At 62.8% G+C, this 24105-nt stretch carries 21 protein-coding genes; 15 read left to right on the forward strand and 6 right to left on the reverse strand.

Translation table 11 applies throughout. The features are described from left to right. Window positions 1-796, forward strand: a 796-nt coding sequence (locus tag BV071_RS13135; RefSeq protein WP_035607749.1) for a DNA translocase FtsK, incomplete at its 5' end; no start/stop codon positions are given. A gap of 89 nt (window positions 797-885) precedes the next feature. Here BV071_RS13135 and BV071_RS13140 read toward each other — a convergent pair. Continuing rightward, on the reverse strand, window positions 886-1353 hold the full coding sequence (locus tag BV071_RS13140) for a hypothetical protein (RefSeq protein ID WP_035607752.1): 468 nt from the start codon (window positions 1351-1353) through the stop codon (window positions 886-888). 297 nt (window positions 1354-1650) lie between these two features. Here BV071_RS13140 and BV071_RS13145 point away from each other — a divergent pair, with 297 nt between their 5' ends. The 6 genes from BV071_RS13145 to BV071_RS13170 all read left to right on the forward strand — a co-directional run bounded on the left by BV071_RS13145 (window position 1651) and on the right by BV071_RS13170 (window position 7905). Continuing rightward, window positions 1651-2211, forward strand: coding sequence for an alpha-ketoglutarate-dependent dioxygenase AlkB (locus BV071_RS13145; RefSeq protein ID WP_035607755.1), 561 nt, complete (start codon window positions 1651-1653; stop codon window positions 2209-2211). Continuing rightward, window positions 2208-2558, forward strand: coding sequence for a hypothetical protein (locus BV071_RS13150; RefSeq protein WP_035607758.1), 351 nt, complete (start codon window positions 2208-2210; stop codon window positions 2556-2558). The genes BV071_RS13145 and BV071_RS13150 overlap by 4 nt, the downstream gene beginning before the upstream one ends. Window positions 2559-2615: 57 nt before the next feature. Next, window positions 2616-4523 carry an ATP-binding cassette domain-containing protein gene (locus BV071_RS13155; protein ID WP_265594388.1) on the forward strand — a complete coding sequence of 636 codons (1908 nt, stop codon included), beginning with the start codon at window positions 2616-2618 and terminating at the stop codon, window positions 4521-4523. A gap of 101 nt (window positions 4524-4624) precedes the next feature. Continuing rightward, window positions 4625-5032, forward strand: a complete 408-nt coding sequence (locus BV071_RS13160; RefSeq protein ID WP_265594389.1) for a hypothetical protein — start codon at window positions 4625-4627, stop codon at window positions 5030-5032. A 14-nt stretch (window positions 5033-5046) separates the two neighbouring features. Continuing rightward, the gene (locus tag BV071_RS13165; RefSeq protein WP_035607766.1) at window positions 5047-7110 is read left to right on the forward strand and encodes a hypothetical protein; all 2064 of its coding nucleotides are present in this window, start codon (window positions 5047-5049) and stop codon (window positions 7108-7110) included. Between the two features lie 213 nt (window positions 7111-7323). Next, window positions 7324-7905 carry a transposase gene (locus BV071_RS13170; protein ID WP_035607768.1) on the forward strand — a complete coding sequence of 194 codons (582 nt, stop codon included), beginning with the start codon at window positions 7324-7326 and terminating at the stop codon, window positions 7903-7905. A 229-nt stretch (window positions 7906-8134) separates the two neighbouring features. Here the strand turns inward: BV071_RS13170 and BV071_RS13175 are convergent, their stop codons facing one another. Beyond that, window positions 8135-9055, reverse strand: a complete 921-nt coding sequence (locus BV071_RS13175) for a ThuA domain-containing protein (RefSeq protein ID WP_052573314.1) — start codon at window positions 9053-9055, stop codon at window positions 8135-8137. Between the two features lie 45 nt (window positions 9056-9100). Then, entirely contained in the window at window positions 9101-9619 is a 519-nt protein-coding gene (locus BV071_RS13180; RefSeq protein ID WP_035607774.1) for a rhodanese-like domain-containing protein, read from the reverse strand. A gap of 119 nt (window positions 9620-9738) precedes the next feature. On the opposite strand from BV071_RS13180, the gene BV071_RS13185 reads away from it, so the two are divergent. Both BV071_RS13185 and BV071_RS13190 read left to right on the forward strand, forming a co-directional pair. Next, window positions 9739-12438: an endonuclease/exonuclease/phosphatase family protein gene (locus BV071_RS13185; protein ID WP_265594390.1), complete on the forward strand. Its 2700-nt coding sequence runs from the start codon at window positions 9739-9741 to the stop codon at window positions 12436-12438. A gap of 220 nt (window positions 12439-12658) precedes the next feature. Continuing rightward, a complete protein-coding gene (locus tag BV071_RS13190; RefSeq protein WP_035607779.1) occupies window positions 12659-13249 on the forward strand; it encodes a hypothetical protein in 591 nt (196 codons plus the stop codon). A 9-nt stretch (window positions 13250-13258) separates the two neighbouring features. Here BV071_RS13190 and BV071_RS13195 read toward each other — a convergent pair whose 3' ends face one another. Then, entirely contained in the window at window positions 13259-14833 is a 1575-nt protein-coding gene (locus BV071_RS13195) for a hypothetical protein (RefSeq protein WP_265594391.1), read from the reverse strand. Between the two features lie 319 nt (window positions 14834-15152). On the opposite strand from BV071_RS13195, the gene BV071_RS13200 reads away from it, so the two are divergent. The 5 genes from BV071_RS13200 to BV071_RS13220 are packed head-to-tail and all read left to right on the forward strand — an operon-like array spanning window position 15153 to window position 20674. Next, a complete protein-coding gene (locus BV071_RS13200) occupies window positions 15153-15782 on the forward strand; it encodes a GspH/FimT family pseudopilin (RefSeq protein ID WP_035607784.1) in 630 nt (209 codons plus the stop codon). Window positions 15783-15786: 4 nt separating this feature from the next. Beyond that, window positions 15787-16296, forward strand: a complete 510-nt coding sequence (locus tag BV071_RS13205) for a hypothetical protein (protein WP_035607786.1) — start codon at window positions 15787-15789, stop codon at window positions 16294-16296. Then, entirely contained in the window at window positions 16293-17030 is a 738-nt protein-coding gene (locus BV071_RS13210) for a prepilin-type N-terminal cleavage/methylation domain-containing protein (protein WP_035607789.1), read from the forward strand. Before BV071_RS13205 ends, BV071_RS13210 begins: the two co-directional genes overlap by 4 nt. Continuing rightward, window positions 17023-19983, forward strand: a complete 2961-nt coding sequence (locus tag BV071_RS13215) for a hypothetical protein (protein WP_035607791.1) — start codon at window positions 17023-17025, stop codon at window positions 19981-19983. The genes BV071_RS13210 and BV071_RS13215 overlap by 8 nt, the downstream gene beginning before the upstream one ends. Beyond that, entirely contained in the window at window positions 19967-20674 is a 708-nt protein-coding gene (locus BV071_RS13220; RefSeq protein WP_035607795.1) for a hypothetical protein, read from the forward strand. Before BV071_RS13215 ends, BV071_RS13220 begins: the two co-directional genes overlap by 17 nt. A 321-nt stretch (window positions 20675-20995) precedes the next feature. On the opposite strand, the gene BV071_RS13225 is transcribed toward BV071_RS13220, so the two are convergent. Next, a complete protein-coding gene (locus BV071_RS13225) occupies window positions 20996-22348 on the reverse strand; it encodes a C39 family peptidase (RefSeq protein WP_035607797.1) in 1353 nt (450 codons plus the stop codon). A gap of 180 nt (window positions 22349-22528) precedes the next feature. Here BV071_RS13225 and BV071_RS13230 point away from each other — a divergent pair, with 180 nt between their 5' ends. Next, on the forward strand, window positions 22529-22888 hold the full coding sequence (locus BV071_RS13230) for a hypothetical protein (RefSeq protein ID WP_035607800.1): 360 nt from the start codon (window positions 22529-22531) through the stop codon (window positions 22886-22888). A 326-nt stretch (window positions 22889-23214) separates the two neighbouring features. Here BV071_RS13230 and BV071_RS13235 read toward each other — a convergent pair whose 3' ends face one another. Beyond that, window positions 23215-24096, reverse strand: a complete 882-nt coding sequence (locus tag BV071_RS13235; RefSeq protein WP_265594392.1) for a hypothetical protein — start codon at window positions 24094-24096, stop codon at window positions 23215-23217. Between the last annotated feature and the right edge of the window lie 9 nt (window positions 24097-24105).

The raw sequence follows: 24105 nt of genomic DNA on the forward strand, positions 1-24105 counted from the left end.
GAAGGAAGAAGCCCCACCGTGGAACGCGGACGAAGAGGTGAACATGGAGGAGATCGAATCGATCGCCGCCGCCCTCGAATCCGGCGAACTCGGCCCCGAAGCGGAGGAAGACGAACTGCCGCTTGAGGACGACAAGATCCCGGACCGCTACCCTTACATCGTCGTGCTGATCGACGAGCTTGCGGACCTGATGCAGACCGCGCCGGCCGATGTGGAAATGTGCATCGCACGCATCGCCCAGAAGGCCCGTGCCGCCGGTATCCACCTGATCATCGCCACCCAGACGCCGCGCGCGGATGTCGTCACCGGCATCATCAAGGCGAACATCCCTTCCCGCATCGCCTTCCAGGTTTCCTCGCAGCTAGACTCGCGAGTCATCCTCGACACCAAGGGCGCCGACAAGCTGGTCGGCAAGGGCGACATGCTCTACCTGCCGCCCGGCTCCGCCAAGCTGGAGCGCTCACAGGGTGCCTTCGTTTCGGACGAAGAGGTCGAGCGTCTCGTCGATCACTGCGCCGCCCAGGCATCACCGAACTTCGAATCCGACATCGTCCGCTCGATCGATTCCGGTGGCGATGGCGATGACGACGAGGAAGAGATCTCCCCGGCCGACGAGGACTTGATCATGAAGTGCATCGACGTCGCCCGTCAGGAGCAGAAGTGCAGCACTTCACTCCTCCAGCGCCGCCTGCGCCTCGGCTACACCCGCGCCGCCCGCATGGTGGACATCCTCGAAGCCCGCGGCGTCGTGGGCCCCGGCGATGGTGCCAAGCCGCGCGAGGTGTATTTGAAGTGAGGGGCCTCGCCATCGTAGCAGAACCGCTGCCTCCCCAAGCGAATCACATGGTGGGGAGCTGAACATGATGCAAGGCTTGGACCTTTCGGTCATTTCGATGGATATCCCTTGAGCGTCTCCTCCACTTCGCCAGTCGGCGGCAAGGTGGGGTCTGCCCGTCTCAAGCTGAGATAAGCGGCATCGAGCAAGGAGCGCGTCTCGTCGAACTCGGCCTTGGGTGGCGTGTGGTTCATCCAGAAGGAGTAGACGTGGACGGTCCTGATGCCTTTGAAGTCTTCTCGCGTTTCAACGGTGCCTCCGGTCGTGGCAGTGGAGAATGTGAACTGCTGGAAAGCAGGATCGTGTATGATGCCCTCGGGCAGCATCCAGGAGGATCGGGGAGGGACTTCGCGCTGCTTGACCTGCTGGACACCGGGGACGGATTTGAGGGCGCGGACGACAAGCGGTGCGTCCGGTAGCCGCGCCACGGTCACAGTGCGACTCGTGCCGTTAATGATATCGCAGGCGGTAAGAACGAGGGCACTAAACGTGCAGATGAGGACGGTTGGCAGCTTCATTCGTTCTTATTGGCAGAATTCGAATCTCTCGGTGTGAGGCCAAGGATCTGGCTCCAGCGGGACCTCAGTTGCCTGCATCGGCTTGTTTGTCCTCACTTGGGAAAATTTGCTACGCCTCTCGCAAAAGCAGCACAAGCCTAAATGCTTCTTTTCTAGCATTTGATTTTCGTGAGAGGGTCCTTGGCTTGGCGCGTGACCGGAGCTGCCTTGCTTTTGCTGGCAGCGGTCCTCACCCCATATGCTCCACCGTATCTTGCCCCACCCCCACCTTCATGTTTATCCTCCCTCTCTCAAGCCATGACAACCGAGCCCGAAGCCAGCCTCGATCCCCACTTCCTGAGCCCCGCCGATGCCAGTGCTCTTTTCGAGGCGCTGCTCCGCGAGGTCCAATGGGATGAGCGGATGAAGGCGCGCAAGACCGCCTGCTTCGGGCAGACCTACGACGACTCGGGCGTGGACTATCAGCTCGTGCCGATGCACCCGCTGCTGCTGCTGCTTTGTGAAGCGATCTCTTCGCGACTCGGCTTCATGCCGACGAACTGCCTGCTGAACTACTATGAGACCGGCCGCTCCTCGATGGGCTTCCATTCGGACGCGACCCACAATCTCGCGGCGGGAACCGGCGTGGCCATCCTCTCCATCGGGGCGGAGCGCTGCCTCAGCTTCCGCAGCAAGGCGGCCCCCGAGATCGCGGTGGACTATCCCCTGCCCCACGGCTCGCTCTTCTACATGAGCCAGGCCACGCAGGACCACTGGCTCCACGCGGTGAAGAAGACCGAGACCGACGACAGCAGGATCAGCCTGACCTTCCGGCATATCCTGACGCCGGAGGAACTGGCGCTGAAGCTTGCACCATGAGCACGATCCCGAACCGCGTTCATCTCCTAACAGTCCAAGACCCGCTCTGGCTGCCGCAAGCCTCCATGCTCGTCGTTCAGTCCGTCTTCCCCCACGCGGATCGAAACTGGCACAACCGCGACGAGAGGGTCTGGGTCATCACCCCGGATGGCCGGGAGTTAGAGGCTACCGCCCACATCCAGATCACCCATCTCAACATCCGCGATCCGGACGTATCCATCGAAATGCGGTGGCCGGTGACCATGTGGCTAACGGATCGCTCGGCCGAAGAGGTCCCGAACGGCAGCCGGATCGAATGCGCCCCGGAAATGCGCCGGGCACTTCTGGGGCCGGAGACGGAAGGATAGGCGGGAGAGAAAAACCCCATCCCCTGCGTCATTTCCCGTATCGTTTCTTGCTGGCCCTTGCGCAAATCGCTCGCTTTGTTGCGTAGGAATCCGACTTCACCCACCGCGCCCGTGCTCGAACTTCAGGACGTTTGCTTCACCATCAAGAAAGACGGCGAGTCGATCAATCTCGTCGATCTGGTCAACATCAAGGTCCCCCGCGGTCACTTCATGGCCATTGTCGGCCCCTCCGGCTGCGGCAAGACCACCCTGCTCAAGACCATCGCCGGCCTGAATCCCGAGTCCGCCGGCGGCCTGTTCTGGGAGGGCCGGAACCTCTCGGTCGACGGTGACCTCGATCCTTCGGACATCGGCTACGTCCCACAGTTCTCGATCGCCTACGATCCGCTGACCGTGGACGAATCGGTCGAGGCCGCCACCAAGCTGCGGGTCAAGGTCCGCGACAATGAGGAGCTGGACCAGCGGATCGACCGGGTGCTGGAGGAGAGCGGCCTCGCCTCGATCGCTGACCGCCAGGTGAAAGTTCTCTCCGGCGGCCAGAAGCGCCGCCTCGGCCTGGCCATGGAGCTGGTCTCCGACCCCAAGCTGCTGCTCTGCGACGAAGTCACCAGCGGTCTCGACCCGCGCTCGGAACGCGAAATCGTCCGCCTGCTGCATGACCTGTCCCGCCGCGAAGGCCGGATCGTCCTGTCCGTAACCCACTCGCTGGCCCACCTGGAGCTCTACGATTCCATCCTGGTGATGCACGAGGGCCGGGTGGCCTATCACGGCCCGCCGGATCAGGTGACCCACTACTTTTCCGTCCACGATACTGAGGAAGTCTATCCGAAGCTCGCCACCCAGACCTCCGAGCGCTGGCAGAGCTCGTGGATGAAGCACCGCGATCCCTACTACACCAAGCTGGATAAGGTCCGGAAAAAGCTGATCGACTCCGGGGCCCTGCACCTGCCGCCGGAAGCAGCCAAACCCGAGCCCGCGCCCGTCAAAGTCCCCGACCCCGCCTCCCCGATAGCCACCGCCCCGGTGGAAGAGGCACGGCCACTAAGCACCCCGGCACCGAGCGAGCCAGAGACGGGGACCAAGGCGGAGGAGGAGAAGGTCCGCACACCGGGCTTCTTCACCCAGTTCATGACCCTGCTCTCGCGGCGCTGGCGGATCTTCTTCCGCGACCGCGGCCAGGTCTTCCTGCAGCTTGCGATCCTAGTCTGCTTCCCGGTGCTGGTCACCCTCTTCTCGGCAAACGCGAACAAGCCGATCGCCAGCCTCTCGGACACCCGGGTGACGGACGTGATGGCGGACGCCAAGGAACAGCAGAGCGTGAAGAAGGACCAGGTCCTCGTCGGTTCCTCGGTCTCCGGGATCATCATGTTCCAGGTGATCTTGCTCTCGCTGATGGGCTCGAACAACGCCGCCCGCGAAATCGCCGGGGAGCGCCAGATCTTCGAGAAGGAAAAGTTCGGGGGACTCAGGCCCACCGCCTATCTAAGCAGTAAAGTCGCCTTCCTCGCCTGCCTGGTGCTGGCCCAGTCGCTATGGATGGCGGTCTTCGTCAATTTGTTCGCGCCCTTCCGTGGCGGGACCGGGGGCTTCGAGAGCCACATTGTCTTCCTGCTGCTGATCAATGGCGGCATGACCGCCATCTGCCTGGGGATTTCCGCGCTTATGCGGACTGCCGAGCAGGCTTCCCTGCTCTCGATCTATCTGGTCGGCTTCCAGCTTCCCCTCTCCGGTGCCGTGCTCGCGCTGCCGGACAACGTGGAAGCCGTCACCCAGAAGTTCATCTCCGCCTACTGGGCCTGGTCCGGCAGCGTCAAGGCGCTGGATGAGAAGACCTTGAGCGCCGTCACTTCGGTCATCGATACCGGCCTGGCGGAACGTTCGGAGTGTCTCTACATGCTAGGCTTCCACGTGGCCGCCGGATTGATCGCCGCATGGATCGGGGCGCGCCGCCACCAGTGGGACTAACCACCAAGAAAAAGGCGTGTAACCTCTCGAATTTCGTGGAAACTTGCACTCGCCCCGGACGTTTTAACCGCAATCTCACGCCCTAGCTCTGCTCATATCTTATGGCTCGTCGTGCCAGTTCTGGAATCAGCCCCGCTTTGCTCATCGGGATCGCCGTCTTCGTGGCCGTCGCCTTCTTTGGCGGCAGGGCCTTCATGGGCAAGAAGAAGGAGTCCTTCGCCGGCACCAGCACGATGGACGTGAAGGACTTCCTGGATAACGGCAACTCGCTGCGCGACAACGAGTACGTCATCGAGGGCGTGGTGGATGAAAAGTACACCCGCGACTGGAGCCCGAATCAAGTGGTGAGCCTGGAAATCAAGGGCTCGGGTGAATTTCCCGACTACGTGGGCGTCGAAATCCCGCCCGAATTCCTCAAGGTCAACATCGAGCGCAAACAGCGCTACGCCATCAAAGTCAAAGTCCGGCAAGGCGGAATCCCCGTCGCAACCGGTATCAACCGCCTCTGAGCACCGCACCCGCCATGAGAACTCTCGTTTCCCTAGCCCTCCTCGCCGGTGCCGTGATCGTTCCGGCGCAGTCCCAAGTCCTGCAGCCGGAAGCCCGCGATCGGGTGACCGACAATTCCGGCCAGAACAACACCGGGGGCAATACCGACCCCAACAACCAGACCACCGGTGGCGGCCAGCAGCAGCCGAAGCAGAACAACTCGGCCTTTGGCAGCGAGCTGCCTTTTTTCGATCCCTCCGGTGAGACCGTCTCTTGGAACGGCCATACCTGGGCCGCGACTGACAATCGCTTGGTCGCCGCACGCTTCGAGCGCTACCTGAACGAGCCGGAAGACAATTCCGAGGCCGCGCGGGAATACCGCGAGACCATCTCCCAGATTCTCGAGCAGGTCTCCCCGCATCATCCGGGAGGTCCGGACTTCGCCGGTGGCGTGCGCCTGCTCCCCCGCGCCTCCACCTTCCCCGCGGATGCCAAGCTCTGCGACTCACTCTCCCAAGCGATCTACACCGCGGTCCTCGCCAAGAAGGACGTGAAGGCCACCGCCGCGCTCAACGCTGCGATGGATGATGAGAAGAAGCGGATCATCCGCAACGGCGACACACTCGCCAAAGGCACCCGCAATGGGGAACGGCGCACCGTGAGCAGTGGCGGCGGAAACAATAACAACAACAATCAGAACAACCAGAATAACAATAACAACAACCAGAACAATAGGAACAACAATAACAACCAAGGCGGCGGCCCGACTGAAGACAGCACCACCACCGGGACCGGGACCGACTCGCTCGAATACCGCGACTACGAGAGGCGCATCGAGGAGATCGACGGCATCAAGAAGGAGAACCAAGCGAAGGGCGAGATCCAGATCTTCCAGGCCAAGGTCCAGTACCAGGCACTGATGATGCAATTCTTCGTGCAGCGCCGCTTTGAGCACGTGCTGATGGCCTCGCGCTTCTACAACCAGATTTTCAAGGACGGGGACAGCAAGCTGCACATCGACAAGAAGTCCGACATGTCCAAGCTCTTCAGCGAGAGCCTTGGCACCAGCCCCACCGTCTCCGCCCTCGACTCGCTCGCCAGTGAGGCCATCCGCGACGTCGACCAAGGCGTTGAGGCCTTCAAGTTCCTGCTGGAAAAGAAGGAATACCAGAGCGCCGCCAAGCGCCTGAGCGAATCCTACATGGCCGGCGAGTTCATGCCCTCGATCCGCACCCTGCCGCGCGATGACAAGCGCAAGGTCCTCGAGTTCGTGCGCGAGTCCTACAAGCTGCTCGCCGCGCTGGACGTGAAGGACTACGGCACCGCCAAGGACCTGACCGAGAAGCTCAAGAAGAGCTCCGGTGACTTTGACCCGACCAAGGCTGAGGCCGCCATCGCGACCTTCACACGGGTCAGCAACATGCACATCGATGCTGCCAAGCTGGCGGCCTCCAAGGGTGACCACGAAAAGGCCAGCACCGAGATCCAGAAGGCCATGGAAGTGTGGCCGCAGAATCCGAAGCTCGCCGAATTCGACAAGCTGGTGGAAACCGGCAGCGGCATGGCCGTGGCCAAGAACGACTTCGACCGCCTCGTCAGCGAGGGCAACTACCGCGAGATCGTGAAGCGCCAGTACGAGCTGGCCCCCGCCATCAATGGCGACAAGGACCGCGAGGAAGCCTTCAAGCAGATCGTCACCAATATCATGAAGATCGAGCAGGCCATTGCGAAGGCCTCCGAGTTCACCAAGGCCGGCCAGAAGCCCGCCGCTTGGGAGCAGCTCGCCGTGCTGCGCAAGGAATTCCCGGACGATCCGATCCTGGGCCGCAAGCTTGAAGATCTTGCCCCTGACGTCTCCGCATTCACCCAAGCTCTCAAGAAGGCCCGCGAGTTCGAGGATCGCAAGGACAAGCAAGTCGGCTCCGCGCTCTCTTGGTACCTCAAGGCCCGAGCCATCTATCCGAAGAGCGAGTTGGCCGAGGAAGGGATCGAGCGCATGCTCAATGAAATCCTCCCCGGCGGCGGGAAGTCCGATAGCAACCGCGAAGCCAAGTCCTCCAGCAAGAAGGCCTCGGCAGACTCGAAGGATTTCGAGTGATCCTGTTAGGACCGCGGCGCTGAAAGCCGCCGGTTAATTTCAATCAAGGAAGGGCGCGGATCACGCGCCCTTTCTCTTTTTAGAAAGCGTCCTTTCCTGGGAGCGCGGAGGCACCTGCCCCGCAGAACGGTCCCCAACGACACGCCTCTTCTCCCGGCACGCAATCGCCGTCCCAAGCTCGACTCACCCACACTCACCGGCTCCTCTTCCCCCATGGAAGAACTGCCGCCTCCCGCCTTCTGGCATTCCCGCGGCTATCTCCCCCATTTCGATGGACCCGGCCAGCTGCAAGCTCTCACCTTCCGCCTCGCGGATAGCGTCCCCAGCAAAGTCCTGGCCTCTTGGAGGGCCGAACTCGGCTTAGTCACCGGAGATAACCCCACTCTCCGCAGACGAATCGCGACCTATGAAGATTCGGGGCACGGCAGCTGTTTGCTCCGCTTCGAAGCAAACGCGGCAATCGTGGCGTCCTGCCTTCTACGGGCGGATGGCCAGCGTTACCGCCTCCTTGAGTGGTGCATCATGCCGAATCATGTGCATGCTCTGATCGAGCCCTTGGATGGCATCCGGCTCGGGAATATTGTGAGGACTTGGAAGACCTACAGCGCACGGGAAATCAATCGTCGGCATCAGCGCTCGGGAGCACTTTGGGAAGCGGAGTATCATGACCGCTACATCCGGGATCAAACCCACTATGAAGCAGCGAAAGCCTACATTCGGGAGAACCCGGTGAAAGCCGGTCTGTGTGGAGTTGCGGGAGAGTGGCGTTGGAGCAGCACCTTTGAGTCAGGTTAATATCCTTGGGAGGAGAGCGCTATTAGGGACCACTCTGCGGGGCTGCTGGCTTGTATGTTGCAGCGCCATCCAAAACAACGGCCAGCCGCGGGCTGCCACATGGCGGCACGCACGGTGGGTTGATCCCCACACCGTGACGCTCCGCGAGCGCAGTCGTGGCCCTAACCGGAAGTCGTTGGGAGATCCGCCGTTAGAGCCACTTCCTCCGCACACCGTCTGCACGGACGGACTACTTCTGATCCAGATTCGCCGTCATCTCCTCATCGGTCGGCGTCTTGCTCGGCACCCCGTCCTTCGGCACATCCACGTGCGCGATCCAGGCAATCGCATTCAGGACGATGCCGCGATGGTCATCGTTCTTCCAGTTCTTGTGGAAATGCCCGCCGGTGAAGCCGAAGGCCCGGCTCTTGCCGCCATCGCGCTCATAAGCCCACATCACATGCTGCGGCTCCTTGCGCTCCAGCACCGCCGCGCGCACCTCCGGATTCCCCTCGTGCTCGCCATCCGGACGGCTCAGGGATTCCTTCGGCGGCAGGTCGGTCAGGATCGGGGTGACACCATCCATCTTCTCGCGGAAGCGCATGTGGTAGTACCACTCGTCGACGATGTTGAACTCCTTGATGCCATTGCTGATCTCATGCTTGGCTGGCTTGAATTTGCCATCCCAATGCGGGTTCACGGACCAATTGCTCTCGAAGTAACCGCCGATCACATCCAGGAAAGTCTGGCCACCTTCGCCCTTCGGCACTTCCACGGCGTAGTGGATGCAGCCGATCCCGGTGCCCGCGTCCGCCAGCTCCTTGAGCTTCTTGAGGTGCTTCATCGCCGGGTGCCCGTCACCACCGTCCGCGTAGATCACCACTGCCGCGGCACCGTCGAAGACCTTCTCATCCTGCGGCCAGCCATTGGTGACCACGGTGGCTTCCACCGGCAGACCGCTCTTGTTCAGTTGGTCCGCCAGCAGCATGCAGCCGGCGCGATGCTCGTGCTCGCCCTTCGGGTGGCTCGGTCGCCCAGCGACGAAGACGATCTTCTTCTTCGCCGACTCCGCGGCCTTGGCCGGCTCAGCGGGGCTGGGGCTCATGAGCGCAAAGGTGGCAGCACCGGCCGCAGCCAGCGCCAAGATCAGCGAACGAGGATTCTTCAACATGGGATTCCTCCCATACACGGCCATCGCGCGGCGGATTTCAAGGGATCACTCCGTCGGCATCCCCGCCGTCTTCCAATCGGCGAAGCCGCCTTGGAGAACCGCAACGTCATGTCCGCGGGCTGCCAGCTTCTCCGCGACCGTGCGGGCATCCGGACAAGCGGCGTCCGTGCAGTAAACCACCACGATCTTCCCCGCCTTCACAGCGGCACCGATCTCCACTTCGCGGCTGGCGATCTGATGGTCGAAGTCTCCCTTGGGCCAGGAGATCGCACCCGGGATCTTCCCGAAACGAGACACGAAGCCCGGCCGGGCGTCATAGATCAGGGCCGTCCCGGCCTGCTGCCGCGGGAAAAACGCCTCCAGACTGATCTCCGTCAGCGTGCCCCGGACGGGAACAGGTGCCGGGGGCGTCGGGGCGGCGGGCTTCGGCGTCACCGCTTTCTTCGGCGGGGTCGGCTTGGCCACCACCTGAGCCGGAGGGACCGAAGCGGCATGACCGGTCTGCCCCTCCTCACAGGCAGCAAGTTCCAACAGGGCCAATCCGGCGAGCAGGCAGCGCTTCACGGCGCTGATTCAAACCCTCTACCGGCCCGCTGCCAAGCGGACTCCGCCGGGTGTCGAAAAAGTCGGGATTTCCCCGATCGTGTCCGGCACTGCTTCTGCTAGATCTGGCATTCGTGCCGGTGAAAACCTTCGCCTCCCTCCTGGCGCTCACAGCGATGGCGGCTGCCGTCGAAGTGCGCGTCGCGGCCTTCAACATCGGAGCCCACTTCAACGGCAGCAATCCCGACTACAGCCTCGGCGACCCGGGGACGCCCGACTACGAGTCGGTCAAAGCGATCCTCGCCCGCATCAACGCCGACGTCGTTTCCCTGGAGGAAATCGATGGGGCCGATGTCAGCAATCCCAGCGACCTGGGCACCCTCGCGAGCAGCCTCGGCTACCCTTACATGCACATGCCGCCGGTCTCGGGGAGCCAGCCGGCCTACAGTGCCCCGCTCGATAACAACCTGCGCGTGGTGATTCTCTCCCGCTACCCCTTCGCCGCGACTGGCTTCATCACTTCACCCCCCGGTGCGCGGGAGATGACGCGTTTCCTTCCTTGGGCACGAGTGGACGTTCCGGGTACCCTCAATGATCCAACGATCGTGGGCGCCCACCTCAAGTCGAGTGATGCGACGGAGGACCGCTTCCGGCGGGCGGTGGAACTCCGGCGTCTCAGCAACTACCTGAGTTCCTCCAATCTTGATGAGGACGACAACTACATCATCGTCGGCGACTTCAACATGGTGGGGGCCAACCGCACCTTCCAGAGCCTGCCCACCACGCTTCCCGCAAGCTACACTCTCGGCGGCGATGTCAGCTTCCCGGTCAGCTATTCCTCCAATCCGGTCGCTTATTTCGGCGTTCCCGGTGTAGTCCGCCTGGACCCGCGGCAACTCAATGGCTCCGCCGTGACTTTTCCCAGCAGTGGCAACGTGCTTGATGTGATGATGGTCTCGCCGGCAATCGCAGGCCGGATGCACGCCACGGAGATCTACAATTCCGCGCTGGATACGGCCAACGGCGGCTTGCCCAAGGCCAGCGATCCGCTCGCTGCCGGCACCAGCAGCAGCGCTTCCGACCACTTCGCGATCTTCGGCGATTTCGAGCTCGATGCCGACTTGCCGAACCTGACCCTGAGTCTCTCCCTGCCGGCGGTGCTGGAGGGAATGCCAGATGGCACGGTCACCGGCACCGTGACCTTGCCAGCGGTCCAAGCGAATGCGGTGAGTATCACGCTGTCTTCGGATGATCCGGAGGCCGCGCAGCCCTTCCCGCCGGTCGTGCAGATTCCGGCCGGGCAGTTGACCGGCACGGTCACCATCCGCACACCGCGGAACTATCTGGTCGATCCGCAGCGCAGCGTGACCATCACCGCACTCGCCCCGGGCCACGATCCCGACAACGCGGTGCTGGCAGTGGAAAACACCGACGGTCCCTATGTCCTCGATGGCCAGGGCGACACGGTCACCGAGAACTTCAACGGCTTCGCTGGAAGCCACGATCCGGCACCGTGGACCAGTAGCGGCGGCATCGCCTGGCGCGGTGTCGATGACGGCAGTTCCGCGGTCGCCGGACTGCGGGCCTACGGCTCGCTTACCGATTCCTCGCTGGGCTTCCTGGCAGACGGAACCGGCACCGTCGCGGCTGCAACCTTCACCAATGGCTCTAGCCAAACGCTCACCGCGCTGCAGATCGCCGTGGATTTTGAGCAATGGCGCTCCGCTCTCGGCGGCCGCGCGGACACGCTCAAAGCCTTTCTATTCTACGATGGATCTAGTATTCCCCTGCCTGCACTGAACTACACCGCCAGCACCGCGCTGCCGACCGGCCCGGTCAGCAACGGATCCACCGCCACGCTTTCCGCCACCGCCACCGGCCTGGCCATCCCACCGGGAGCGAACTTCGAGCTGCACTTTAGCTTCACCCCCGGACCCGCAGATGTGGTGCCACCAGCGGATGTCTTCATCAACGAGTTCCACTACGACAACGCTGGCACCGACCAAGGCGAGTTCGTGGAGGTCGTTGTGGGCCCGGGCTACACCGGCCCTCTCTCCGCGGTCTCGCTGATCCTCTACAATGGCGCTGGCGGCGCGAGCTACGGGACCCACGCCCTGAATACCTTCACCGCGGGCGACACCACGCCGTCCGGCTACCGCCTATTCTGGAAGGCCATCTCCAGCATCCAGAACGACAATGACGGCATGGCTCTGGTGGTGAACGGCGTGGTCTCGCAATTCATCTCCTACGAAGGCGCCGTGACTGCCACCACCGGTCCCGCCACTGGCATGAGCGCCGTGGATATCGGCGTGGACCAGGATCCCGCGCCTGCCGCGGGCGTCGGCTCACTGGGCCTGACCGGCACCGGCGGCCAAGCCTCCGCCTTCACCTGGACCCAATTCGCCGGCGCCTATACCCCCGGGCAAGTGAATGCAGGCCAGACCTTCAGCATCCCCGCGCCGCCCTCGCAAGGCCTCGCGATCGACAACCTGAGCGTAACCGTCCTGGCTACCAGCAATCCCGACAGCGATGGCGACGGGCTCGCCGACTCGATCGATCCGGATGACGACAACGACGGCCAGAGTGATGCGGATGAGATCGCCTTCGGCACTAACCCGCTCGATGCGACTTCAATCTTCCGCCCCATTTTCTCCCGCGTCTCTCCACGCAGCTTCGAACTCCGCTTCCTCGCCGCGGCGGGCATTACTTACGCCGTGCAATCCAGCTCCGAGCTTGAGCACTGGAATACTTACACCTATCCCGGCACGGGTGAGGAAACGATCATTGCCTTCCCGCAAGTGGAGGGAAATTTCTTCGTGCGGGTGAAGGTGGGTCAATAGGCAGGCACCGATCACCAAGGGTCAGCCGGAGGGAGCAAACCTTCATCATCTCGTGTTGCGCGGGCGGGCGGAATTCTGCAAAAAGCATCCACCCACAGTTGAGATAATTTTGACGCGCAGGTGTCTCAGAAGCTCCAAGCCCGAATTAGGAGGTGGGAGCAGTTGACTTCGCACTTCCGGAGTGCACCGCACTAAACTTGAATCCTTCTTTGCAAAGAATATGCCCAATTGCGACGACATCGATCCCCAAAAGATTCGCGCTGCATCCCGGAAGCAGGATCTCGTGTACATGCGCGACAACCTTGGGGCCTCGGGTATGCGAAGAGTGTTGGCCGATCTTATTGATGTCGGCATAACGATTGCCATCGCAGTTGGTCTCTACCACGCAGGCGCGAGTCCTTGGTATTCCCTCGGATATTTCCTGATCAGGGACTGTATTCCCTTGGGACGCAGCATTGGGAAGCTGGTGACCGGTGTGCATGTCAGGGACGCTGGCAGCCTCGGGCCTTCCACATTCCTCCAACGGCTAATCCGAGGGGCCACAACCATCGCTATCCTAGCACCTCTCGGGTTGCTGATCGCGACGTTCATGGCTCTGTCCTTTGGAGTTCTCGCAGCCGCCGGATTCATTGTGATCCTTTGGGGAGGGCATTCCTCCTTCCTGCAAATGATCGGCTACGATTTCGCGACAGGCCGGACCGTCGCGGACCGGATCGCACGGACTCACTTGGTAACCATGAGCGATCTTGAAGTGCTTTCAGCTTCTGCCCGGAAACTGGAGTCCCTCCGGAGCGACCTGCCCAACCGTTAAGCCGGAGATCTACCTGAACAACGCATCCACCCCCATCGCGCTCTTCCGCAAGAACTTCGGCACCGCCTTGCTCTTCCCCGGCCGGAACAAGCGGAACACCAGCCCCAGCAGGTTCAGCGTTAAAACATGGTCGATCAGCCGGTAACCGCGCTGCCGCCGCAGCAGCAGTGAAGACAGCCAGCCCAGAGTCTGCCGCTTCACCTTGAAAGGCTCGAAGGACAGCTTGATCCGGTAGCGCTGCCGCTTCTCGCTCGGCCACGCCTTCTTATACGCCTTCTTCGAGGCACGGATACGCTCGGTGAGCTCCGGCTCGAAGGGCAGGAAGTAGTAGCGCCGCGCCAAGCGGATCAGATGGCAGAAGTCGCGCCAGTGCTCGATGTCCGCCACCGGCAGCTCCGCCGCGCGGGCCAGCTCGATCATCCGCGGGAAAAGCGCATAGGCCGCCTCGCCCTCGCGCAGCGCCCGCTCCGGATCCTGCACGAAATGCCGCAGCACCTTCCTGACCGCGTGATTGATAAACAGGCAATCCCAGTAGACATGCAAAAGCGGCGGAATCCGCACCCGCCGGAAGAACAGCTTCTGCGAGGCGAAGTCACCGATGTAGTGCAGCTCCTTCACCACCGTCTCCGCGTGGCGCAGCAACTCCAGCGCCGCGGGAGCCCTCTCCACGCCAACCAGATTCGCCACCGCGTCCTCCACCGATTCGCGGTCTCGGAAGATCCGCAGCGCGACCACCGTGTTCAGCCGCAGCCAGAAATCGCGGTCATTCTCCTCCAGAAATGCCAAGCGCCGGAAGCGGTGCCAGCCACCGGTCTGGCACCACACCGAGATCCCCGCCAGATTCGCGTCCCCCTGCAGCTCGCGTGCGAATTGCTCGCAGTCCCAGCCGATGAAACTCGGAAACTCCCCCGCTCCCTCATACTCGCGCCGCGCCTGTAGCTCCACGATCTTGCGGTGCGGCGTGCGGAAGAAGGCCCGGTTCAGTGGCAGGTAGCGGAAGAAGTCACTCTCCCCATACTTCATCGAGAGGATGAAGCTCGGCGAGTTCACTCCCACTAGCGCCTTCGCCAAGGTCCGGCGATGCCAGATCAAATCGCCCACCCGGTGCGCCCCCACCGTCCAAGTCCGGAGAATCAAGGTCCGCTCCTGGCGCTCGAAGACCGGCAGCAGGGTCCGCAGCAAGCGATTGGTCTCCGCCGCGCTGCGCACATGCAAGCGGGTGCGGATCGGATCCTTCACATCCACCCCGTCGCTCTCACCGATCCGCAGCACCAGCCCGGCCACCTCCGGGTGCGCCTTCAGGAATCCCTCCACCAGCGCCCGGTAGTATTCCTCCAGCTTCTGGCGGTCCTGCCCCAGCGCCGCCTCGATCGCCGGGGTCACCGGCAGCACGTCGGAGGTCACGTAGATCTGGAGCCCCGCCTCTTGGATAATCCGGAAAAGCTCCGCGAACTCCTCCCGGAAGACCGCGATCCGCGCCGCCGTCTCCGGCTCGTGCAGCGGGTGCGGCGCCAGGTGCGCCAGATCATCCACCGTCACCGCATTGAAGCCGGCGGCGGCGACCTCGCGGGTGAATTTCCGCATATCCTCCCGGATTTGCGCCCATTGCGTTCTGCGCGCCTCACCCTCGGTTGCTAGATGAGTGAAGGGAATCTTCGACCAATTGATCCGGCGGCGCTCATAGCCGCGGAAAAATGGACCGATCGCGTCGATGAGAAAGATCCCCGGCGGCATGATTCCTGCAACGTACGTGTCACGTGCACAGGGGGCAAAGACCGTGAATTTGACGAGATCGTCGCAATCCCGAATTTGTGGCGGGGCGCTCGGCGACCGACGCCTTGCGTGTCTACTTCGTGATGGCGCGCAGTCTCTTTTGCATCTGCGTGCTTTCGGTCGTCTTCCCGTGAAACCGCCGTTCCATCCCTCCGCAGGCCCCGCGCCCGGCTTCAGCTTGATCGAGCTGCTGGTGGTGATCGCCATCATCGGCTCGCTGACGGCCCTCGGGATGTCGGTGCTTGGCACAAATGCGGCGAAGTCCCAGCGCACCGCCACGGACCAGTTCTCCGCCGCGGTAGAGCAAGCCCGCACCGCCGCCATCACCCGCCGCAAGCCAGTGATCCTGGCCGTCGCGGAACCGCAACCGAATGCCACCGATGAGGAAGCCCGCTTCGGACTCTTCGAGGTGGATACCCTGCCGGATGCGGGAGCTTTGATCGAAGCCCGCCAAGTGGAGCGCTGGCACATCGTCCCGAACGGTGTGGTCTTCCTCGCCGGCAGGGTGCAGGAATTCGAGAACCTCTTCGATGAGACCGAAGTGGTCCTGAGCCTGAAAGGCGGCCAGGAAAAAGTCTCCGTCCATGCCCTCGCCTTCGACTCCCGCGGCGGCCTCGCCTGGCCGAAGGGTTCCGATCCGGTGGCCGTGAAGCTTGGCAATGGCCACTACGCCAGCGGCAAGCCGGTGACGGTCTCCGGCGGCGGCCACAACTCACTCCGCATCGGCCGCGTGGTGGCCCGTCCCTGGAGACTCGACTGATTCGATGAAGCTCGCCCTCCCACTTCCCGGCCTGAAGCGCGGCGCATCCCTGGTGGAGATCATGGTCTCCATCGGCGTACTCGCAGTGGTTGCTCCACTCGCCTTGGCCACGCTGTTGCAGGCCGGTGAAGGCGGCAGCACCTCACGCGCCGAAACCCGCTCGCCCCTGATCGTGGAGAACTGCCTGTCCGAACTGAGTTTGGCGCGCCAAGGCCTTTCGGCGAACCTGCCCGCCCTGCAAGCAGGCAGGGAGTTCGGCAAGGATCAGGTGATCTGCCTCGCCTTCGGCGGCGACGGCAAGCTGCTCGGCAAGATCGAGGGCCTCGGCTACGATACCGGCACCGGCAAGGTGAAGGATGAAGACGCTGCCTTCCTCGTCCGCCTGAGCGGCGTGGAGGACAAGAGCCGTAGCGACTTCCCGTCCATGCTCACGGTCAAAGTCAGCATCGAGCGGCCCGCCATCGCGGCGTCGAAGAACCGGCGGGTGATGGATTTCTACACCAAGCTGCCATGAAGCTTCCGCGACATTCCCGTGGCTTCACGCTGATCGAGTTGCTGGTCACCATGGCGATCGGCTCGGTCATCCTCTTCGTCGCGGCCTTGATGCTCTCGAAGGCGGGCGAAGGCTACGACCACGGTGCCGGCAGCGTGGCCGCGGAGCGCGAGGCCCGCGCGATCCTCCACCAGATGGGCAGCGACCTCGCCAAGGCCGAATGGCACAAGGACACCCGCTTCAAGAATGACGGTGCCGACTGGATCAAGGCCGACCTCGGATTCTTTTCCCTGCAACCGGAGGATGCGCAGTCCGAGAGCAAGCGCAGCGCCGACCTCTGCGCGGTGCACTACTACCTCCAGGACATCACGGTCGGAAACGCCACGATCCGCTGCCTGATGCGCGGCTTCCGCGAAAGCGGCGAGGTCTTTCCCGCTCTCAAGACCGGCTCGCTCGATCCCCTCTTCACTCCGGAGAAAACCGACGAGCCGGTGGCCTTCGGCGTGCTTTCCTTCGAGGCCCAGCCACTGCAGCGCTCGAAGGCCGGGCAATGGGAAAACTGGAATGGCGACAAGACCAAGGCTCCCACCGCCGTGCGCCTGCGACTGGTGGTCGCCCGCCGCGAGCTGCTCGGCAAGCTGACCACCGCGCAGGATTGGAACAGCAGCCCACTCCGCGGCGTTCCCGGCCAGGTTGCCAACAACCCCAACCTCGAAACCTACGAGGCGATCCAGAGATACGGAAACGATGCTTGAACGCCCCCGTCACTTCCAAGCGCACGCCGCGGGCTTCACCTTGCCCGCGGTCGTCATCGTCGCCGCCGCTCTGCTAATCCTCGCCGTCGGCCTGCTCTCGATCATCGGCATCGAGCGCAAGACCGCCCGCTCCTTCGCCGATGCCAAGCGCGCCGAGTTGGCCGCCCGCGCAGGCTTGGAAGACTTCCGCGCGATCCTCCGCAAGGAGACCGCGAACGACGACTATCTGGTGATCTCGGGGCAATCGCCGAACAAGCCATCCACCTCGGTCTTGGAATCACCGGCCCAGCTCTTCATCGCCCGCGGCTCCGGCGGCGGCGATAAAGTCAGCTACCGCTACCAGCCACTCTTCAGCACCCAGAAGCTGCCCCAGAGCAGCGGTGGCGGCATCCTCAAAGCACCGCCGATCGACCAAGCGGATGAGGGCAGCGAGGACTACACCCCGGTCAAAGCCCTGCCTTGGCAGGATGCCCCGCGCGTCCAGTGGGTCCCAGTACAGGATGAGAAGGGCGAGACCGTCGCCCGCTACGCCTACTGGGTAGAAGACCTCCAGGGCAAGGTGGATGCCAAGACCGCCGGCAGCGAGAACCTCGCTGATACGCCACGCAACGCCTGGCCCTTCCCCGCCTCCGGCATCAATCCCGAAGCGCCTTCCGACACGGAGCCCAAGCTCAAACAGATCGCCATCCATGCGCTCGATCCGGCGGCCGGTGAAGCCGACACCGCCGGGCTGACTCGCAAGATCGTCGATGGCCGGCCGCTGATGCTATCGCCGGAGTCGGTTGCCGCCGCAGCCGGCTTTGCCGCGCCGCTCAAGCGCAAGTCGGATGGCCTGTTGGAGAATCCCATCGCCGCCGGGCTCGAGCGCAGCGCGAGCGCGGCGATCCAACCCTACGAGGAACTCGCCACCGTGCCCTACGCGCCGGGTATCAGCACCGAGGTCGCCGGCCGGCCGAAGCTCAATCTCAACTTGCTGCTCTCGAAGCCCCGGCCCACCGCAATCGATGAATTCGCGAGTTGGATCAAGAACGGCCTGCCCGATTTCGAGTCGCGCAAGGGCGGTTTCCCCGACGATTATTTGCGGACCCTCGCGGCAAATGCCTTCGACTACGCGGACGCTGACAATGACCCGAGCTTCGCCAAGGGCGTTTACCGCGGCCTCGATGGCTATCCGCTGGTGAGCGAGTTCCTGATGAGCTTCCACTGGGACGGCGTCACCCGCGAGAACAACCGCACCTTCATCAACTTCACGGTCGGCACCTTCGCAGAACTCTGGAACATGACCGACCAGCCGGTCGAGGGCATGGCCCAGATCAGCTTCGAGACGAAGTTCGACTTCCAATTGGGAGCCAATCCTTCGGTCTCCTTTGAAGAGTATGCGATCGACAAGGATGCGGCGACTCCAGTCCTCAGCCAATCCGACGGCTACACTTGGCACGAGCCCTTCCCGGTCACCCTGCGCCCGAATGAAATGCGGGTCTATGCCAAGCGTGTCGTCCTGAAGATCGACGCGGGCCCGGCCTCTCTCTTCGTACCCAGCCCGCTTCAGATCAACTCCAACGGCTACGACCGCGAAGCAGGCTACCGCTTGCGCTGGAATGGCCAGCTCGTCGACCAATCGCGGGCCCAGATGTGGAAGTCCGGTGGCTCGGTCTACTACCCGGACGATACGGAAAAAAAATCCCGGCAATTCGTCCGCGCCACCATTCCCGCCCACAGCCACGCTTCGACCTCCAGTCCGGACGACTTCCGCAACAACATGGGCGATCCGCGGATGGCCTTCTATCTCACCGATCCTCAGACGCGGAACAATTACCCGAACAACTATAGCCCCAACCGCCGCAACATCCGCTGGGAGAACGTTTACAAGGGTGACGGCCCGACCAAGCCCCTGATCTACGGCCGGGTCTTGCCCTCCGAGTGGCCGGACCTCGGCCACGATGCCCCCTACGGCACACGTCCGTCCGTGAGTGCGGACGACCAGCGGATCAACCCCGACGATCCGAAGTTCTTCCAAGACCTGCCCACCCCGCAACGCGAGCAGGCACCGCTCCGCCTTTCCAACCAAGGCCGCTTCTACAGCGCGACCGAACTCGGCCGGGTCTACGATCCGATCATGTGGCGGCCCACCTATGCCAAGCTCGCGGATACGAATTCAATCCGGGCTGGCACCCTGCCGGGCACCCAAACCGCTTGGCCGGACGTGAACTTGGGCGCGCCTGCCAGCAGCAGCTACGGCGGCGGCAATACCTTGCGCATCGGCCGCGCGGAGCACCCGCTCTTCGATCGGGCGGGCGTGCACGCCGCGCTCCTGCTCGACCTCTTCACTGCGGGCAAGGGCACTTCCGGCAGTGCCGAGGAACGCGAGGGCCATCTGGTGGACATGCGCGGCGCCGTGAATCTCAACACCGCCACCGCCGACGCCATCCGCGCCCTCGCGGTCGGCATGCTCAAGCAAGACCCGCTGCTCTCCCAAGTGCCCTCAAAGAACCATCAGACCACTAATCTGATGGCCGCGCCCACCTCGCCACTCGACCTGGGAACTCCGACCCGCACCAAGGCCGCCGACCGCCTCGCGGAAGCGATCATTCGCTCGCGCCCATTCAATACTTCCGCCGCCGTCGCTGCCGCCAAGGACAGCACCGACAAGCCGGTCTTCGGCAACCGCGAGATGTATACGGAGGGCAACAAGATCCAGTGGACGGACTCCGCCGCGGAGGAAGTCTTCGCCCGGATCTATGAGGCCTCCACCCTGCGCTCGCGGAACTTCCGCGTCTGGGTGGTCGGCCAAGCGATCTACACGCCGCCCAAGGGTTCGGGCCGCAAGGTGGAAGTCCTCTCCGAATCCAAGAAGTCCTTCACCGTCTTCGCCGACCCCGGCGAGCGGAAGCAAGATGGCACGATCGATACCAGCACCTACCGCCCGCGAGTGACCCATGAAAACGACTTTTAACCGCCGCACCGCCCTTCTTGCGCTGGCCTCGCTGGCGCTCTGCGGAACCGTCCACGCCCAGAAGAAGGAGAAGGAACAACCGAAGGTCGGCTTCCTTCGCCTGATCAATTCCGTCGGACAAGGCACCGGCAACACCAAGCTCACCATCGATGGCGAGGACATGTTCCCGAAGGGCTACAAGCTCGGCCAGCGCACCGGTGGTATCGGCCTGCCGGCGGGCTCCAAGAAGATCACCGTCAGCAAGGAAGGCGTGGTCGAGGGCACCACCACGCTCAGCGTGGAAGACGGCGAGACCATGAACATGGTCGCCTTCGCCGAGAGGGTTCCTGCCAAGGACGACAAGCCCGAGCATTTCGAGATCAAGCTCATGCTCCTGAAGCAGCGCGACGTTGAAAAAGGCTACCGCCTGACCGTGCTGAGTGTGAGCGAACAACTCGAGACCTTGTTCGAGGTGAAGCGCGAGGGCGCAAAGGAGAAGGCACCGAATAGCGTGAAGCGCCTCATGACCACCTCGATCGACCTTGGCTCGCATGCTGGGGACGTCGGCGTCTTCCTCCGCGACCAGCCCGAATCGCTCGCCTTCTTCCGCCCGGACTCTCCCGGCAACTACGTCGTCGTCTTCTACGACGACCCCGAAGGCAAGGTGAAGGCACTCTTCTTCTACGACCCGAAATTCGTGATCGCAGGGTAAGCTTGGGAGCCTCCATCGCCCCAAGGGGGCGAACGTTGATAGCCCCGGGCAAGCGACAGCGCAGCCCGGGGTCGAGAGGTCATTCAGGAATTGGCGCCCTGTAGGGGCGCACGTAGTGGGTAAGTCTCCGCGTGATCCCAACCGCGACCCACGAGCCCTCCTTCAGAGGGCAATATCCTCAAATACGTTCACCCGGGGCCGCGCTATCGCTTGCCCCGGGCTATTGACTTTTGCCGCCTTCGGGGCATGAACTCCGCCCCTCACCCCCCACACAAAAGCGCCGTCCCCTCACGGAGACGGCGCTGGTAAAAACCGTTCGGCTCACTGGTTCGGGATCATCGCGTAGAGCGCCATGGTCATGCAGTAGGCTTCGTCCATGCGCATCTTCTTCTTCTCGTGGCCTTCGCCCCAGGAGTCGGTGTAGTAGATCTCCTCGGTGGTCGGGTTGTAGCCGAAGATCAAGCGCATGTGGCCGCCGTAGCTCTGCGGCAGGTCGCCTTCCTTGAACATGCCGAGATAGAGGGTCCAGCACAGCGGGTTCCCCTGGTCGACGTATTCCTTGATCTTGCGGCTGAACTGCGCGTAGCCGGGCTGGGCACGCTTCACATCGCGGAAGGTCCCCTTGTCGGCGTTGAACCAGAAGTTCCGTGGATCGACGTAGTAGTTCTTGGTGTCGATGTCGAAGGTCTTCACGCCGGCCTTCTTGGCCGCGGAGTTGTAGGCACGCAGGTCGCGCTCGGCCTGCTTGTCATCGTAATCGATCAGCTTGAGCGTGCGCAGGTGGACCTTGCCGGTCACACGTTGGAAGGCCTTTTCCATCTCGTCACCGCTGGTGCCGTTTTCGCCGGTATTCGCGAGTTGGGCCATCTCGTGCTGGTCCATCGTCGAGCCGAAGTAGCGGGCCACACGCTCGATCGAGGCCACCACGCAGTAGCCCTTCTGGCCTTGATCGACCATCGGGATGCCGTCGATCCAAGTGAAGCCCTTGTCGTCCTTCTTCACGTTTTCCGCAAAGGTGCCGCGGCGGGCCATCTTGGCGGGTGCGGTCGCAGCGGCGGAAACCGAAACGAGACGCAAGCGGATGAACTCGGCGCGCTTCTCGCCCTTGTTGATGCTGCCTTCGAGGGCGATCGCCGTATCACCCTTCTTCCAGGTCCAGCCTTGGATCGGCACGGCACCTTGCTGGGTGTTGCGGGTCTCGGAGCGCACGCCGGCCATCTTGCCGTCGATCAAGCCCTTCCACTCCGTCATCTTGTTGTTGAAGGTGGCGAAGGGGATCTCGCCGTCGTCACCACGGTTGAAAATGGACACCGTCGCGTCGATCGGCTTGCCATCGCGGCCACGCAGGATCACCTCGCCCACTTCTTGGCCGAGCAGTTTGAACTCCTTGGGATTGGCGCGCAGGCCATCCTTCGCGGAAGACAACCAAGCGAATCCTTCCGGCGCGTCCTTGCCTACGTAGATGCCCTTCTTCTTGAGCTCTTCCTTTAACTTCTCGTCGTTCTTATCGGGTTCCGGATCGGGCCCCTTGAGTTCACTCAGGGGCTTGTCCCAAAGGGTCTCGCTGAATAGGATGTCGTCGATCGACACCTTCTCTTTCTTTTTGTCCTCTTTGGGGGCCGCCATCGCGGGAGCCACCAGGAGGACGGCGGCAAATGCAGCTAGGGCTTTCATCTCGTGTGGTTGTTATACAATTTCGCGCACATGTCCAACCCCGTTTGGGGGTAGTTTTGTTTGAAGTATTGAAGAATTTTTGCGGAATAACGCAGTATCAAGCCCTCGCTTACGCGCCAATTGGAATCGGATTGTCATTTTCCCCTCAACTGTTAGCTCCCTAGGGATACCGAGCTGCGCATGACTCAAGATTCCCGCCAATCGCTGATCGAACTCCTCTTTCTGGCCCTCTACCTCGACGACCATTTGTCGATCGCGGAAGACGAAGTGCTGACCAACGCACTCGACTCCCTCGGCTGGGAATCCGCCCAGCCGCGCGAAATCTTTATTTTCCAAGGCTTTGCCAAGGCCCGCGAGGCAGCCGGCGATGCCATCAAGACTGACGAGTTCCTGCTGTCCCACGCGGATGTTTTCAAACGCGACGGCACCTCCGCCCCGGCACTCACCTGGCTCTACAAGATCCTCGGTGCCGACGGAATTTCGCCCACCGAAGAACGCTTCCTCCAGAAGCTGGAAAAGCGCCTCTTCCCGGATGCCTGATCCCCGTAGCGGAACGGCTGCGTCGTTCCGGCAGGGCGCGCTCGCCCCAACGATCGCCGAGCCTTCTCTCTAGCCGACGGCCCCCAGCCCATCCCCGCGGCCCCGTCGCCTCGGACTGCGTGCAACCCTGTTGCGGAATCGCCCCACAAAAGAGCAACTCCCGGGAGGCCTCTCACTCAAGCGGAAGGCTGAACCACGGATAAACACGGACGGACACAAACGAAGAAGGGCTCCGGCCTCCTTCCTCTGTCTTTCATCCGTGTTAATTGGTGTTCATTCGTGGTTAAAATCTTCCTGCGGCGATAGTCCCTACTGGATGGAGTAAGTTACTTCTCCTTCGCCAAGATCGCCAGATACGAGTTCGCCGCCTCACCCAGATCCGACTTCGGATCCAGCTTGTTGATCTCCTTCAGCAACGCGGGCAGCTCCGTCTTCTTCTCCGGCCAGCGTTGGTAGAGTGCGAAGCGCGCGGCCAAGGCTTCCTGCCGCTGCGCCTTGCTCAACTGTGGCTTCTTCAGCCAGCCGCCGATCTCTTCATCCGCTTCCTTGAACTTGCCGGCCTTGCCTTGGTCCACGGCGTCGTCGAGCAACTTGCGCCCGGGAAAGGTGTAGCGCGCGATGCCACCGGAGCGATCCTCTGGATCCGCCTCCTGCATCTGCTTCACCACGGGCTGGTAAGCGTTCTTCGGCCCGGTGTCCAAGCCGAGCAAATCCAGCCCGGCGGCCAGCATGCCCGCCCGCTGGGGACCACGCGCACCCTCGGCCTTCTTCCACAGGTCGTCGCGCTTCTTGCGCAACTCCACCGCCTTCTGGATCACCTGCTCCGGCTTGCCCAAGGTATCGAGTTCCGGAGTGCCCTCGCGCAGCGCCACCAAGCGCCCCTCGCGATCAAAAAGTGCGATCGCCGGCAAGCTGCGCGGCTTCACCACGCAGGCCTCGTTGCGCTTGGCCAGCTTCTCGTCCGCTGCGTCGGGCGACTCCTTGCGGTCGATGTCGAGGATCAGCAGCTCATCCCCTGCCGCCGCCGGGAAGCCTTCGGCCTTCCAGTGGTCGGCATACTTCTTCCCGGCCTGGCACCAGTCCGAGCCATGGAAGAGCACCGCGACGTCCTGCCCGCCCTTCTTGGCCTTCTCCAAGGCGGCCGGGAAATCCTCCGCCCGCTCCGCCGCCGTGGCGACAGCAGCCAGCGCCACCATCCAAAGCATCATCAAACCACC

The sequence above is a fragment of the Haloferula sp. BvORR071 genome (assembly GCF_000739615.1).
GTDB lineage: Bacteria > Verrucomicrobiota > Verrucomicrobiia > Verrucomicrobiales > Akkermansiaceae > Haloferula.

Bases quoted from the DNA above. Each gene is read 5' to 3' on its own strand.
- BV071_RS13140 (WP_035607752.1), bottom strand. From the start codon at position 1,353: ATGAAGCTGCCAACCGTCCTCATCTGCACGTTTAGTGCCCTCGTTCTT.
- BV071_RS13145 (WP_035607755.1), top strand. From the start codon at position 1,651: ATGACAACCGAGCCCGAAGCCAGCCTCGATCCCCACTTCCTGAGCCCC.
- BV071_RS13150 (WP_035607758.1), top strand. From the start codon at position 2,208: ATGAGCACGATCCCGAACCGCGTTCATCTCCTAACAGTCCAAGACCCG.
- BV071_RS13160 (WP_265594389.1), top strand. From the start codon at position 4,625: ATGGCTCGTCGTGCCAGTTCTGGAATCAGCCCCGCTTTGCTCATCGGG.
- BV071_RS13165 (WP_035607766.1), top strand. From the start codon at position 5,047: ATGAGAACTCTCGTTTCCCTAGCCCTCCTCGCCGGTGCCGTGATCGTT.
- BV071_RS13170 (WP_035607768.1), top strand. From the start codon at position 7,324: ATGGAAGAACTGCCGCCTCCCGCCTTCTGGCATTCCCGCGGCTATCTC.
- BV071_RS13175 (WP_052573314.1), bottom strand. From the start codon at position 9,055: ATGTTGAAGAATCCTCGTTCGCTGATCTTGGCGCTGGCTGCGGCCGGT.
- BV071_RS13190 (WP_035607779.1), top strand. From the start codon at position 12,659: ATGCCCAATTGCGACGACATCGATCCCCAAAAGATTCGCGCTGCATCC.
- BV071_RS13195 (WP_265594391.1), bottom strand. From the start codon at position 14,833: ATGCGGAAATTCACCCGCGAGGTCGCCGCCGCCGGCTTCAATGCGGTG.
- BV071_RS13205 (WP_035607786.1), top strand. From the start codon at position 15,787: ATGAAGCTCGCCCTCCCACTTCCCGGCCTGAAGCGCGGCGCATCCCTG.
- BV071_RS13210 (WP_035607789.1), top strand. From the start codon at position 16,293: ATGAAGCTTCCGCGACATTCCCGTGGCTTCACGCTGATCGAGTTGCTG.
- BV071_RS13215 (WP_035607791.1), top strand. From the start codon at position 17,023: ATGCTTGAACGCCCCCGTCACTTCCAAGCGCACGCCGCGGGCTTCACC.
- BV071_RS13220 (WP_035607795.1), top strand. From the start codon at position 19,967: ATGAAAACGACTTTTAACCGCCGCACCGCCCTTCTTGCGCTGGCCTCG.
- BV071_RS13225 (WP_035607797.1), bottom strand. From the start codon at position 22,348: ATGAAAGCCCTAGCTGCATTTGCCGCCGTCCTCCTGGTGGCTCCCGCG.
- BV071_RS13230 (WP_035607800.1), top strand. From the start codon at position 22,529: ATGACTCAAGATTCCCGCCAATCGCTGATCGAACTCCTCTTTCTGGCC.
- BV071_RS13235 (WP_265594392.1), bottom strand. From the start codon at position 24,096: ATGATGCTTTGGATGGTGGCGCTGGCTGCTGTCGCCACGGCGGCGGAG.